Genomic DNA, 13,606 nt, shown 5'->3' with positions numbered 1-13,606 from the left:
CCCCCCGGGTGGCCACTCCACCCCGGACATCCCACCGTACCGCCAGGAAGTCCCCCTTCACAACCCGCCCGCGCGGGGAGGAGCGACACCATGGCGAACAAGAAGCAGCAGGACCCGCAGCCCGTGAAGCACGTCCAGGCGACGCGGCCGGAGCCGTGGCCCGGCATCCAGGGGCGCTCCCAGGAGCACGAGGAGGAGCTGCCCACGGGAACGAAGCGCGCCGAGCAGGCGAGCGTCACCGAGGCGCAGCGCAAGCTGGAGAAGGACGTGGAGTCGGACGAGCCGACGCGGGAGTAGCCAGGACCACCCCTGCCCCCGTGCACGACGCACGGGGGCGAGGGGACAGGCCGGCGGCTCGACCGCTAGAACAGCAGACGCGTGGGGTGCTCGAGCAGGCCCTTCAGCTCGCGCAGGTACTCCGCGCCGGTGGCCCCGTCGATGACGCGGTGGTCACCCGACAGCGTCACCGTCATCACCTTGCGCACGACCACCTGTCCATCGCGCGCCACGGCCTTCTCCGCCACCGCGCCCACCGCGAGGATGGCGGACTGGGGCGGGTTGATGACGGCGATGAACTGGTCGATGCCGTACATGCCCAGGTTGCTCACCGTGAGCGATCCGCCGGTGTACTCGGCGGGCTTCAGGGCGCGCTTGCGGGCACGCTCCGCCATGTCGCGGGACTCGGCGGAGATGGTCTGCAGGCCCTTCAAGTCCGCGTCGCGGATGACGGGCGTGATGAGCCCGTCCTCGATGGCGACCGCGATGCCCACGTCCACGGTGCCGTAGTGCAGCACCTGGTCGCCCTGGAGCGACACGTTCATCTTCGGGGAGCGGCGCAGCGCGATGGCCGCCGCCTTCACGATGATGTCGTTGACGGACACCTTCACGTCCAGCGCCTTGGCCTCCTCGCGGATCTTCACCGCGGCCTCCATCTCCACCTCGACGGTGAGATAGAAGTGCGGCACGCCGGGCTTCACCTCCGCCATGCGCTGGCCAATCACCTTGCGCATGGACGACATGGGCACGGCCTGGGGCTCCGGACGGGTGCCGAAGGCGCGGGCCTCGGGCTGCGCACCGGCCTTCTTCGCCGTGGGCGCCGCCTGCTGGGCGGGAGCCTTCGCCAGGCCCTGGCCCAGCGCCTGCTCCACGTCGCGCTTCACCACGCGACCGAGCGGACCGGAGCCGCGCACCTGCGCGAGGTCCAGCCCGCGCTCCTGCGCCATCTTCTTCGCGAGGGGGCTGGCGCGCAGCCGGCCTCCACCACCGGAGGCCGGAGCGGCCTCGCGGCGCAGCGGGACGACCTGGGCTCCAGCGGGCGCGGACGGAGCCGCGGCGGCGGGAGCCTGGGGCGCGGCCGCCTTCGGCGCGGAGGGCGCGGCTGCGGGAGCCGAAGCCCCGGCCTTGGCACCCTTCGGGGTGAGGTACGCGATGGGTGCGCCAACGGTGGCCAGATCACCCTCGCCCACGACGATGCGCGCGAGCGTGCCGTCGTCGTACGCCTCCACCTCGAGGTTGGACTTGTCCGTCTCCACCTCGGCGATGGCGTCACCGGAGGAGACCTTGTCGCCCTCCTTCTTGAGCCACTTGATGATCTTCCCCTCCTTCATCGTCGGGGAGAGCGAGGGCATCAGGATGGCGAGGCCCTCACCCCCGCCGGACGCGGCGGTGGCCTCGGTCTTGGGCGCGGACGGCGCCGCGGCCTTCGGGGCCTCGGGCTTCGGAGCTTCGGTCTTCGCGGGAGCGGCCGCGGCGGGCTGTCCGCCGGAGACCTTCTCGCCCTTGGCGCCGAGGTAGCCGATGGGGGCTCCCACCGTCGCGACCTCGCCTTCGGGCACGGAGATCTGCAGCAGGAAGCCGTCGTCGTACGCCTCCACCTCGAGGTTGGACTTGTCCGTCTCCACCTCGGCGATGGCGTCTCCGGAGGAGATCTTGTCGCCGACCTTCTTCAGCCACTTGACGATCTTCCCCTCCTTCATCGTCGGGGACAGGCTGGGCATCTGGATGGGCGTCGCCATCGCTCAGGCTCCCTCGCGGTACAGGACCTTCTTGATGGCCGCGATGATCTTGGGCGCGTCCGGCTGGGTCGCGTTCTCCAGGTTCGCCGCATAGGACATGTTCACGTCGAGCCCGGTGACGCGCACCACGGGCGCGTCCAGCTCGTCGAACGCCTGGGACTGGATGAGGTCCACCACGGACGCGCCAATGCCGGCCAGCGCCCAGCCCTCCTCGCAGATGACGGCGCGGTTCGTCTTGCGCACGCTCTTGAGGATGGCCTCCTCGTCCAGGGGCCGCAGGGTGCGCAGGTCCAGCACCTCCACGCTGATGCCTTCCTTCGCCAGGGCCTCCGCGGCCTCCATGCAGAAGTAGTACATCCGGCTCCAGGTGATCAGCGTGACGTCGGTGCCCTCACGCTTCACGTCCGCCACGCCCAGGGGGACGATGTGCTCACCCTCCGGCACCTCGCCCTTGAGCGCGTAGAGCCGCTCGCCCTCGAACATGATGACCGGGTTCTCGTCCCGGATGGCGCTCTTGAGCATGCCCTTGGCGTCCGCGGGGGTCGCCGGGGCAATGACCTTCAGGCCGGGGAAGTGCGCGTAGTTGGCCTCCAGCGACTGGCTGTGCTGGCTGGACAGCCGGCCGCCCGCGCCGCCCGGGCCGCGGAACACGATGGGGCAGCGCAGCTGGCCGCCGCTCATGTGGCGCAGCTTGGCCGCGTTGTTGACGATCTGGTCCATCGCCAGGATGGCGAAGTTCCAGGTCATCATCTCCACCACCGGGCGCAGGCCCACGGCGGCGGCGCCCACGCTCAGGCCGGTGAAGCCCAGCTCGCTGATGGGCGCGTCGATGATGCGCGCGCTGCCAAACTTGTCCAGCAGGCCCTGGGACACCTTGAAGGCGCCGTTGTAGCGACCCACTTCCTCGCCAATGAGGAACACATTGGCGTCGCGCTCCATCTCCTCGGCGAGCGCCTGGTTCAACGCTTCGCGATACATCAACTCGGGCATCGTCGGCTCCGAACTCGAACTCGAAAGGGTTGTGCCTGGGGGTAGGACCGAGCGCTAGCGGCTCAGGCCCGCCTTCTTGTCAGCCGCCTCGGCCTCTGCGCGGGGCTCCAGGTCCCACGTCACCTTCAGCTCCTGGCCGGACGGGTACTTCGGCCAATGGGTGACCTTCACGCCCAGCACGCGCTCGCGCGGGCGCACGTCCTCCTCACCCGGCTCCACGATGGTGTCGCGCCACAGCTCGTCCACGCTGGGCTCGGGCGACTCGTCGGCGAACTTCACCGCCGCGTCCACCGTGCGCTTCTCCTCCTCCTCGATGGCCTCGAAGTCCGCGTCCGACAGCCCCAGCTTCTGCTTCAGCGCGTACTCGCGCAGCTTGGGGATGGGATCGTTGCGGCGCTCGTCCTCCACCTCCTGCTTGCTGCGGTAGGTGGCCGGGTCCGCCATCGAGTGGCCACGGAAGCGGTACGTGTTCGCCTCCATCAGCACCGGGCCCTTGCCCGCGCGGCAGTACTCCGCCGCGTCCTTCACCGCCTCGTACATCTTGAGGACGTCCATGCCGTCCACGGCCTCGCCCCGCATGCCGTACGCGGAGGCGCGCTTGTGGATCTCCGGCACCGCCGACGTGCGCGCGATGGCCGTGCCCATGCCGTAGCGGTTGTTCTCGCAGATGTAGATGACCGGCAGCTTCCACTTCTGCGCCATGTTGAAGGTTTCGTGGAACGCGCCCTGGTTGGCGGCCGCGTCGCCGAAGAAGCACACCGTGACGCGGTCCTCGTTGCGGTAGCGCGCCGCGAAGGCCATGCCGGCCGCGAGCGGAATCTGCCCGCCGACGATGCCGTAGCCTCCGTAGAAGTGGTGCTCGATGTCGAAGATGTGCATCGAGCCGCCCTTGCCCTTGCTGTAGCCGGTGCCCCGGCCGAACAGCTCCGCCATGATCATCCCGGCGTCGCTGCCGCGGGCGAGCGGCTGCCCGTGGTCGCGGTAGGCGGACAGCATGTAGTCATCCGGACGGATGGCCTCGTTGCAGCCGACCGCCACGGCTTCCTGGCCGATGTAGAGGTGGCAGAAACCGGCGATCTTCCCCAGCGTGTACTGCTGGCCCGCGCGCTCTTCGAAGCGACGGAGGAGGTACATCTTCCGGTACATCGTCAACAACAGGTCCTTCGAGTACGCGCTGGCCACCGCGGCATGCCTCCGTCTGGGCCGCCCCTGTGGACCCGAGGGGGAAGGGCGGCGAACGCCGTGCGCCTCTTAGCGCGCGGCCAAGGGACTTCCAAAGCCTTTCAGAACCGCTCTCCGCCACGCCTTCCTTTCAGGCGCGGTGCGTCACGTCCTCCAGGGCAAAATGTGGCACCGACACGATGCCGTCCCGCAGCTCCACGGCCCGGCCCGAGTGGTCCGTGGCCAGGTGGATGACCGTCGCCTCCGGGAAGCGGTGCCGGTAGTCATTGGCATGGGTGGGCTCGTTGTCGAACGCGGCCACCACCGTGCCCATGCGCCCCAGGCGGGCGTGCGCCTCGCGCTTGAAGGCGTCGTCGTCCTCCGCGAGCGTGGGCTTCATCACCAGGTGCACGCGGCCACCCTCTCCGGGGGGCGTCACCATTCCGCAGCGCGCCAGGCACGCCACGGTGCCCTCCCGCATGCCCTCGTGGCGCCCGGTGAGGTACACGACCTGAGCGCCCGTCGCGGCCACCGCCTGGAGGAAGGCCCCTGCCCCTTCGATGGCCTCGTCGGAGACGCAGTAGGCGCTGGTGAAGAAGCGCTCCTGCCAGAAGGCGCGCGCGTCGGAGAACAGGCGCTCCACGTCCGCGTCGCCCAGGCCACACGCGCGCATGGCGGCGCGCATGTCCCAGCCCGTCTCCCAGTGGTGGGGTTCACAGGCGGACAGCAGGCCGAGCGACCGCGCGTCGCCGTACTCCCTCAGGATGCGGGCCTGACGGGGGCGGTTGTCGAAGAGCGTGGAGTCCAGGTCGAACGCCAGGACGGCCTGGGGGCCGAGCGAGCGGGCCTTCTCCAGGATGCCCCGGAGCGTGTCGCGCCAGTCCGGCCGCACGCGTTGCTTGAGGTCTTCAAAAGCCATGGACGCCGGAAGATACATGCCCCCGGCGCGGGGCTGGCCATCAAATCACGCGCCCGCGCGCCAGGCGGCTGGCTGGATGGGCACGGACCCTGCGGGCTCCGGAGCCTCGACGGGCTGCGGGAAGTTCTGCATGCGCTGGATGCCGTTGCGATCCAGCACCAGCCGGACCCGCTGCGCGGACTCCTTGCGCGTGCCCGCCTCCATCACCGTGAAGCGGAACACCAGGTCCACCGGGTAGCGCTTCGCGCCCCGGATGTGCCCCACGGAGAAGTCCTCCAGGTCCACGTACTCCAGGGCGAACTCCGGCTCGTCCATGTCGCGCAGGAAGCGCCCCACGTTGAGGCGCAGGATGTCCGTGACGCCGGTGAGCCCCCGCTCCGAGCGGGGCAGGAGGCGCGCGTCCAGCACGATGCGCTTCTGGTAGCGGATGACCGCCTCCGACAATTCCCCCTGGGACACGGTGAGGAAGTCGTCGTGCAGCCGCAGCGCGGACACCCCGGCGGGCACCTTCACCGCGGGGCCGTAGTCCACCCGCTCCTCGCAGATGCCGATGGTGCGCGCCGTGACGGGGTCCACCAGGTCCGTGGTGCGGTCGTACAGGTGCGTGGCGGCGAAGCGGCTGAACATGCGCCGCAGGCCTTCCTTGATGCGGTCCTTCATCATGTAGCCGACGACGGCCACCAGGAAGAAGTTGAGGCTCACCTGCGTGAAGCGCACCTGCGCCCAGAGCGCCACCGACGTGGCGAAGGCCATGGCCACGCCCGCCGCGATGGCGAACAGCACCTCCTCCCAGCCCTGGCGGCGCTGGCGCCGGCGCGAGGACAGGAAGAGCACGTTCATGCAGAACTTCTTCAGGAAGCCCAGCCGCTGCATGTACTCCTCGTTGTCCCCGGTGGGGCTGAGGACGCTGCGCAGCCGGTGCTCCTTGCGGTAGGACTCCTCGCGCAGCACCGCCTCCATCAGCCCCTTGCGCAGGGGCAGCCACGGCCCGCTGCGCGGCAGCGCGTCCATGTCCGCCACCGCGCGGCGGAAGAACTGCTCCACCAGCAGGCTGACGTACTCGTCCACCAGCCGCAGCGACGCGCGCGTCTTCTCCTGGAGCTTCGCCTCACCCGTCGCGCGCAGCCACGCGCGGAAGCGCTCCAGCACCGCCGGCACGCACTCCCCCGCCGAACGCACCACCGTCTCCAGGTCCGCGCGGCCCGCGTCGCCGGCCTTCGACTCGCAGCGCAGTTCCACCGTGGTGGCGAACCGGCGCAGCGCGCCGCGCAGCACGCACGAGAGCAGCTTCGCCTGGTAGACGACGTCCGACTCCGGCGCGAGCCCCGTGCGCTGCCACGCCTCCAGCTTCAGGAGCGGCGAGCCCTCCGACGCGAGGATCTCCGACAGCCCCATCACCGGCGTCTTGAAGCGCACGTAGTTGTGGATGTCCGCGTAGAAGTCCGCGCGCGGGTACGTCTCCGCGTCGATGTTCAGGCTCGACGGCAGGAAGAGGTAGGCCTCCACGAGGTAGCGCGTCTCATCAGCGCCCGTCGGCTGGTACTCGAGCTTGATCTCGAACTGCTTGCGGTCGTGGACGTCGAACCGGCTGTGGAGCGCTTCAGGGGCCTGGGACACGGAGCCCACTTTACGTCACAGGCCTGTCACACGGGAGCCACCCCCGCCGAAGGGAGGGGGCAGCGTCCGGGGCGACACACCCCCAGGGGCCTCAGGCCCTCAACCGTTGGTGCCCGTACGAGAGGACGACCCCGGCAGCGCCCCGGGGACGACGTCCCCCACGGGCAGCGGCGCGCTCTTGGGCTGCGGCTTCGCGTTCCACACCCGCGTGGCCAGCACCAGGCCCACCAGGGCCAGGGGCAGCATGGCCAGGGGCCAGGGGCGCCAGTTGGCCGGGTCCTTCATCGCGTCGCCCGTGGGCAGGATGCGCCCGTACACCAGGGCGTGGATGGCCGTGCCCGCGTACACCGCGCCATCGATGATGCCCACCACGACGCCCGCGTTCTTCTTGCCGCCGAAGTCCATGGTGGCCGTGCCGGACAGCATGCCGTGCACGCCGATGACGCACAGGGACATGAACACCACGGACCAGCCCGCGCCCTGGGTGCCCAGCAGGAACACCGCGCCCACGGCGCCCAGCAGCAGGCCCGCGTAGAGCACCGCGGACACCGGCCCGCGGCGCGAGTCGAAGATGCGGTCGCTGATGACGCCCGCGAACATGCCGCCCAGGATGCCGGCGACGCACGACAGCATGCCCCAGTTGGACGCGACGAAGCCGCCCGACTCCCCCACCGCCTTGGCGTACTTGGGGAACCACTGCATCACCGCGTTGCGCAGGAAGCCGCTGCAGAACTCCACGCCCAGGATGATGAGGATGATGCGGTTGCTCAGGAGCTTCTTGAAGAGCTCCGGCACGGACGGCGCGGGGCCCGTGTCCCCGCTGGACGCATCCTGCGTGTCGAAGTCCGGGTGGCCCGTCTGGCCCGGCGTGTCGCGGATGACGAACGAGTCCAGCACGAAGAAGACCACGAGCAGCCCGGCGGGGATGAAGAACACCCACCACACGGGCGCGGCGTCCGCGATGAAGCGGCACCAGTCGAACGCGAAGTACAGGCCCAGCGAGATGAGGATGCCGAACACGCCGCCCAGCTGCCCGCGCTCGCGCACGTGGAACCACGACGCGTTCACCTTGACGATGGAGACCGCGCCGAAGCTCTGGAAGTACATGTTGACGCTGTAGAGGAACGCAAGCCACGCCACGATGCCGCCCGGGGGCGCCCAGCCGTTCTTCAGCACCGCGTAGACGAGCCCACCCATCGCCACGTTCGCCACGGCGGAGCCGGCCGCGGACAGCAGGATGGTGAAGCGCCCGCCCAGCTTGTCCGTCAGCGGGCCGTTGAGGAGGAAGGCCACGCCGTAGGTGAGCGTCCCCCAGAAGAAGATGGTCGCGAAGTCCGCGTTGGACGTCTGCTGGCCCATGGCCGTGGTCGCCACGTTGAGGTTGTAGCGCCCCATGTAGAGGAACGCGTACGTGAGCCCCAGCGGGAACCAGTTGAAGAAGCGGCGACGGCGGAACGCCTCGCTGTGCCCCAGCTCCACGCGCGGCAGCCGCGAGAGCACCAGGCCAATGGCCCCGAGCAGGATGACGATGGGCAACAGCTGGGTCAGCCACGGGGGCAACGACGGCATGCGACGAACCTCACCTGGACGGGGGACGGGACGGGGAGCACCCTACCCCGTCCCTCCACGCCCCGGAAACAGCAAGCCGCTCCGGCGCGCCAGGGCCCCTCAGCCCAGACGGGCGAGCAGCCTCGTGAGGGACACCTCCGTCTTGGCGTCCGCGATGTCCCCCTTGCGGCACGCCTCCAGCACCGCCTGCACCGGCCGCCACTGCAGGTGGATGCCCTCCTCCAAGGGAGAGCCGTCCCCCTCCACCTCGCCCTGCGTCACGCCCGTGACGTCCACCGCAGCCGGGAAGACCTTCTCCGACAGGATGCCCGGCGCGAGGAAGAACGCGCCACCCAGCAGCTGGATGTCCTCCGGCCGCACCGCGTAGCCCGCCTCCTCCTTCACCTCCTCCGCCGCGCGGCGGCGCAGCCCCTCCTCGCCCTTGTCCGAGGGCTCCAGCAGGCCCGCGACGATCTCCTCCACGCGCAGGTAGCTCACCGGGTCCGGCACCGTCATGGACGACGTCTGCTCGCGTCGGAAGTACGCCGCCGGGCGCAGGTTCATCCGCGTCAGGACCTCCACGCCCCCCTCTGACGCACGGCGGTAGACGAGCACGGACACCGCGTCCAGCCGGGGCCGGTCCACCACGTCCACCCGGTACACCGACGAGGACGTGCCGTCCTGCCGCCGGTTGCGGCACCGCAGACGCCGCACCCGCAGGAACCCCTCGTCACAACGCGCCGTGGCGGAGAAATCCTCGATGATCTCGATGTCAGTCACATTGGAACTGCTGGGACGCATGTCTGCCTGCTCTCCTGCTGCACTGGTAGGTGGAGGTGCCACGGTGGCGTTGCTTGCCCGTGCACCCTTGATCCCGTAGGTTGCGCCGTCCTCAAGTCGTCACTCTCTTGAATCACGGATCCGCCACGAATGTGTCGCGCACTGCTCGGCCTCTTCTGTGCCTGCGCCCTGGCCCTCGCCTCGTGCATGCCTGTGCTGGAAGGCCAGGATTACCACCTCGAAGGTCAGGAGGTGCGGCTTACCCTCCTTCATACCTCTGACATCCACTCGCGGCTCATCCCGTACGACTTCACGCCGCTGAAGACGGACCAGGACCTGGAGCTCGTCCCGGAGGCCGGCCCGTTCGGTGGCGCCACGCGCATCGCGTCCATCCTCAAGCGGGAGCGCAAGCGCGGCGACCGCATCCTGCACCTGGACTCCGGCGACTGCTTCCAGGGCGCCCCCATCTTCAACGTGAACACGGGCGAGGCGGAGTTCCGCTTCCTCTCCGAGCAGCACCTGGACGCCGCCGTGGTGGGCAACCACGAGTTCGACGCCGGCGCGCTCAACTTCGTCCAGAAGGCGCGCAACTTCGCCAACTTCCCGCTGCTCGCCGCCAACTACTTCTGGGACGACGCGAAGGCCGCCGGCAACAACGGCGCCAGCATGGTGACCAACCCGTACACCATCAAGGTCGTGAAGGGCCTGCGGGTGGGCATCATCGGCATGGCGAACATCTCCTCGCTCAACTCCATCGTGGAGGGTGGCAACAGCCTGCAGGCCACCCCGCTGGAGCAGAACGAGGCCGCGCGCTCCTACGTGGAGCTGCTGCGTCCGGTGACGGACCTCATCGTGGTGGTCAGCCACCTGGGCCTCACCGAGGACCAGGACCTCATCCAGGGCTACGAGGCCTACTACGAGTACGGCCGCGTGAAGTCCTTCGTGGAGCGCTCGCACGACGCGTGGAAGGTGCTGGAGTGGTTCGGTCCGGAGGGCGACGAGAAGTCGGTGGTGCGCGTGCACATCGCGGGCGTCAACGGCCTGGACGTGGTGCTGGGCGGCCACCTGCACGTGGTGCTCAACCCCCCGCAGCTCGTCAGCGACCCCAGCGGCCGCAAGGTCGTGCTGTCGCACTCCGGCGCGTTCGCCAAGTACGTGGGCCGCCTGGAGCTGGTCGTGAAGATGCCCCAGCACCTGGGTGAGAACGAGGGCGCGGAGGTGGTGAGCCAGGACTACCACGCGTTCCCGGTGGACGGCCTCTGGTGCAACGAGCAGATGCGCAAGTACCGCTTCGACGACGACATCTTCTGGGACCCGGGGGAGTTCATCCAGGCCCCGGGCGTGCGCGAGGCCATCGAGGAGTGCCGCAAGCAGGAGGACCCGGAGACGACCGACCTGCTGGTGCCGTACATGCTGGGCATGGACTTCAAGCTCCAGCTGACGTCCATCTTCTCCTACGCGCCCATCGACGTGCAGCGCCGCAACAACTCCAACGGCGGTGACTCGCCGCTGGGGAACATCGCGGCGGACTCCATGCGCAAGCGCAACCGCGTGGAAGCGGAGATGGCGCTCACCAACTCGCTGGGCATCCGCGACAACCTGTACGCGGGCGTGGTGACGCAGGAGTCGATGTTCAACGTGTTCCCGTTCGAGAACACCATCAACATCATGTACCTGTCCGGCGTGGAGATGCAGGAGATGTTCGACTTCGTCACCGAGCGCTCCGCCGAGCGCGGGTGCGTGAGCCAGGCGCAGATCTCCGGCGCCCGCTTCACCATGGACTGCGCCCAGGTGCAGCTCAACGACCTGCGCATCGCCTGCACCCCGGCCACCGCGCAGCAGGACTGCCCGCAGACGGGCCGCGAGGGCCACGCGCCGTGGCAGTGCCTGGAGGACGCCAGCGGGTCGCGCTGCTGGGCCCACCCCGGCATCGACATCCAGATCAACGGCAAGCCGCTGGACAACAACGGCACCTACAAGGTCGCGGTGAACGACTACATCGCCAAGGGCGGCTCCGGCTTCACGGTGCTCAAGCGCAACACCACGCGCATCGAGACGAACATCAGCCTGCGCGACTCGCTCATCGGCTACATGCAGGGCTTCTGCACCTGCGATGACCTGCTGAAGGGCAAGGAGACGTCCAAGAACGGCACGCGCTGCGGCTCGCTCATCAACGGCACGTGGACGGTGGACGAGAAGACGCTGGGCGCCTGCCGGACGTCACAGACCTTCGAGGATGCGCTCAACAAGAAGGTGGGAAGCTGCTCGTGCCTGAGCCTCCTCAAGCTGCCGACGGACGAGAACCAGCGCGCGGCGGCCCTCCAGGCCTGCGGCGTGGCGGACCTGACGGCGGAAGGCGCCCTGGCCCAGTGCGCGGTGCCCCAGGGGCCGTCCACCGGCCGGTGCACCTGCCGCGACCTTCTGTCCGGTACCAACCCGACCTGCGGCACGGTGACGACGCAGCTTCGCTCCTTCTGTGAGAAGCCCACTTCCATGCCCATCGCGAACGCCATCGAGGATGGCCGCATCGGGCGGAGGGTGAAGTAATGAAACGACTCCTGCTGCTGTCCACGCTGGCCCTGGCTGCTGGCTGCTACACGAAGGAGTCCGAGACTCCGACCGGACTCACCTCGTTCCGCGTGGAGGTGACGACGCTGACCGTCGGTGACGGGAGCGGCGCGCTCCTGCCGGTGGTGAACGCGTGCGCCGCGAAGTACGGCAACGACCAGGCCGCGGTGCCGCCCGCGATGCGCGGCTCGGCGGAGTGCCCCTACACCCTGCCCCGCTCGGACGTGGACATCGGCCTGTCCATCACCGCGCTGGACGGCAACGGCGGGGAGATGACGTCCTTCAACGGGCCGGTCTCCTTCCGCGTCGTGCCGGGTGACATCACCGGCGACTACAGCAAGCGCTGGGCGAACCTCACCAACGGCAAGGGCACCGGCAGCGTGCGCGTGGCCCACCTTTACGGCGAGACGCACGTCTGGGTGCAGGATGAGCCCTTCGAGTTGGACTACGCGGATGGCGGCGTCGTGGGCGACCTGACGCAGGTGCCCCCGGAGCCCGCCACGCGCACGTTCGCGACGGGCCTGTCCACGCCCATCCGGTTCTCGGAGCCGGCCATCGCCACGCTCCAGCTGCCGGAGGCGGGCTTCGAGACGAGCGTCTTCATCAAGCAGTTCCTGCGCATCGGGCGCAGCCCGGAGGCCGGCGAGCCGCTGGTGCAGAACTGCGACCCGTCGGATCCGAACAACGGCCAGCAGATGAAGCTGCTCGTCACGGGCACGGACTCCAGCGGCTTCTACGTCACGGACATGACCGCCTGCCGCGTGCTGGAGAAGAGCCTCACGGGCGCGAACATCCAGACGCCGGAGCCGGACGGCTTCAACCCGGGCCGCTTCAACAGCGTCTACATCTACAACTACCAGTTCCCGGAAGGGCTGGACGCGGGCGACCTCATCTGGACGCTGTCCGGCACGGTGGCGGAGTTCACCAACACCACGCAGCTGAGCTTCCCCTCCTGGACCCTGCGGGAGAACGTGCGGCTGCTGCCGCAGAGCGAGTGGAACAAGTACCTGTCCCAGGTGCCCCCGGTGGAGATCAACGGCCGGCTGTGCGGCTACAGCGGGTCGCCGTACCTGGACGACCTCTTGTGCGGCTACAGCTACAAGAACTTCAAGATGGAGAGCCTGGAGTCGTCGCTCGTGAAGCTGCGCCGGGTGAAGTTCCCGCGCGTGTTCAAGAACTGCGACGCCAACGGCAACAACGACATGCCCATGTTCTGCCCCGCGGGCACGGGCGCGTCGCGCACCTGGAAGAACTGCTTCGAGGAGCCGGCGGATGACCCGGACCTCCCGGAGCGCCAGTGCGTCATCGACTGCACGCTGGGCATCGGGCAGTTCGCCGGGACCATCTGCGCGGAGAAGACGACGTACACGAACTTCGGCCAGTTCGTGGTGGAGATGAACCCCACGGGCCCCGCCGCCGCCGGCATGGACGAGTCCGTCCCCGCGCGCATCACCAAGCTGTCCGTGGGCACCACGCAGGTCAGCCCCGGCCGCACGCAGGCGGAAGGCTCGCGGCTCAACCTCTTCTGTGATCAGCCGGTGCGCGTGCGCTTTGGCGACGAGGACGTGGGCGTGGACCAGACGGGCACGCTCGTCGCGGCCAACACCCGGTTCGAGTACACCCTGCAGGGCAACGAGGTGCAGCTCGCGCTCGTGCGTGATGCCACGGCCACCCGCAACGCCAGCTGCCAGGTGGCGCCGGACTCGCGCTCGCGCATCAGCCTGCAGATCAAGGACGCGGTGCCGGACCTGAACCCGGACTGCAGCGAGACCGACGCCGACGCGGCGAGGGCCCTCCAGTGCAAGCAGCTGCACGCGGCCACCTTCGACGTCGTGGGCCACCTGAAGCATGTGGGCCCCGCCCGCCCCCGGTGGAACGTATTGCCGCGTGACCAGGACGACCTGTGCTGCTACCCCGGGCCCGGCCTGGAGTGCCCGAAGCCCATCAAGCCGTGCCCGTAGTCTTTCACCTTTAAAAGTCGCATCGCGCCCCGGTGGATTCCGGGGCG

The 13,606-nt window shown here is 69.2% G+C and carries 10 protein-coding genes; 3 read left to right on the top strand and 7 right to left on the bottom strand.

Translation table 11 applies throughout. From position 1 onward, the window contains the following. Positions 1-90 precede the first annotated feature (90 nt). Positions 91-297: a hypothetical protein gene (locus D7V93_RS06525; protein WP_120642541.1), complete on the top strand. Its 207-nt coding sequence runs from the start codon at positions 91-93 to the stop codon at positions 295-297. A gap of 65 nt (positions 298-362) precedes the next feature. Here the strand turns inward: D7V93_RS06525 and D7V93_RS06520 are convergent, their stop codons facing one another. The 7 genes from D7V93_RS06520 to D7V93_RS06490 all read right to left on the bottom strand — a co-directional run bounded on the left by D7V93_RS06520 (position 363) and on the right by D7V93_RS06490 (position 9,051). Continuing rightward, positions 363-2,015 (bottom strand): pyruvate dehydrogenase complex dihydrolipoamide acetyltransferase, encoded by a 1,653-nt coding sequence (locus D7V93_RS06520; RefSeq protein WP_120642540.1) that lies wholly within the window; start codon positions 2,013-2,015, stop codon positions 363-365. Positions 2,016-2,018: 3 nt separating this feature from the next. After that, complete coding sequence (locus D7V93_RS06515) at positions 2,019-3,005, bottom strand: pyruvate dehydrogenase complex E1 component subunit beta (RefSeq protein WP_120609398.1); 987 nt, start codon at positions 3,003-3,005, stop codon at positions 2,019-2,021. 54 nt (positions 3,006-3,059) lie between these two features. Continuing rightward, positions 3,060-4,187 carry a pyruvate dehydrogenase (acetyl-transferring) E1 component subunit alpha gene (gene pdhA, locus D7V93_RS06510; protein ID WP_120642539.1) on the bottom strand — a complete coding sequence of 376 codons (1,128 nt, stop codon included), beginning with the start codon at positions 4,185-4,187 and terminating at the stop codon, positions 3,060-3,062. Positions 4,188-4,317: 130 nt separating this feature from the next. Then, complete coding sequence (locus D7V93_RS06505; RefSeq protein ID WP_120642543.1) at positions 4,318-5,085, bottom strand: HAD family hydrolase; 768 nt, start codon at positions 5,083-5,085, stop codon at positions 4,318-4,320. 45 nt (positions 5,086-5,130) lie between these two features. Next, entirely contained in the window at positions 5,131-6,702 is a 1,572-nt protein-coding gene (locus tag D7V93_RS06500) for a hypothetical protein (RefSeq protein WP_120642542.1), read from the bottom strand. Between the two features lie 99 nt (positions 6,703-6,801). Next, positions 6,802-8,271 (bottom strand): MFS transporter, encoded by a 1,470-nt coding sequence (locus D7V93_RS06495; protein ID WP_120642538.1) that lies wholly within the window; start codon positions 8,269-8,271, stop codon positions 6,802-6,804. A 99-nt stretch (positions 8,272-8,370) separates the two neighbouring features. Continuing rightward, the gene (locus D7V93_RS06490) at positions 8,371-9,051 is read right to left on the bottom strand and encodes an NUDIX hydrolase (RefSeq protein WP_120642537.1); all 681 of its coding nucleotides are present in this window, start codon (positions 9,049-9,051) and stop codon (positions 8,371-8,373) included. Positions 9,052-9,282: 231 nt separating this feature from the next. On the opposite strand from D7V93_RS06490, the gene D7V93_RS06485 reads away from it, so the two are divergent. Together D7V93_RS06485 and D7V93_RS06480 are read left to right on the top strand one after the other, a co-directional pair. After that, complete coding sequence (locus tag D7V93_RS06485; protein ID WP_244237143.1) at positions 9,283-11,577, top strand: bifunctional metallophosphatase/5'-nucleotidase; 2,295 nt, start codon at positions 9,283-9,285, stop codon at positions 11,575-11,577. Further along, entirely contained in the window at positions 11,577-13,559 is a 1,983-nt protein-coding gene (locus tag D7V93_RS06480) for a single stranded DNA-binding domain-containing protein (RefSeq protein WP_120642535.1), read from the top strand. Before D7V93_RS06485 ends, D7V93_RS06480 begins: the two co-directional genes overlap by 1 nt. Positions 13,560-13,606 lie beyond the last annotated feature (47 nt).

It is taken from the genome of Corallococcus llansteffanensis, from assembly GCF_003612055.1.
GTDB lineage: Bacteria > Myxococcota > Myxococcia > Myxococcales > Myxococcaceae > Corallococcus > Corallococcus llansteffanensis.
Note: the sequence above shows the minus strand (reverse complement) of the source record. Positions and strands in the feature narration are given on the sequence as shown.

Bases quoted from the DNA above. Each gene is read 5' to 3' on its own strand.
- D7V93_RS06525 (WP_120642541.1), top strand. From the start codon at position 91: ATGGCGAACAAGAAGCAGCAGGACCCGCAGCCCGTGAAGCACGTCCAG.
- D7V93_RS06520 (WP_120642540.1), bottom strand. From the start codon at position 2,015: ATGGCGACGCCCATCCAGATGCCCAGCCTGTCCCCGACGATGAAGGAG.
- D7V93_RS06515 (WP_120609398.1), bottom strand. From the start codon at position 3,005: ATGCCCGAGTTGATGTATCGCGAAGCGTTGAACCAGGCGCTCGCCGAG.
- D7V93_RS06505 (WP_120642543.1), bottom strand. From the start codon at position 5,085: ATGGCTTTTGAAGACCTCAAGCAACGCGTGCGGCCGGACTGGCGCGAC.
- D7V93_RS06495 (WP_120642538.1), bottom strand. From the start codon at position 8,271: ATGCCGTCGTTGCCCCCGTGGCTGACCCAGCTGTTGCCCATCGTCATC.
- D7V93_RS06490 (WP_120642537.1), bottom strand. From the start codon at position 9,051: ATGCGTCCCAGCAGTTCCAATGTGACTGACATCGAGATCATCGAGGAT.
- D7V93_RS06480 (WP_120642535.1), top strand. From the start codon at position 11,577: ATGAAACGACTCCTGCTGCTGTCCACGCTGGCCCTGGCTGCTGGCTGC.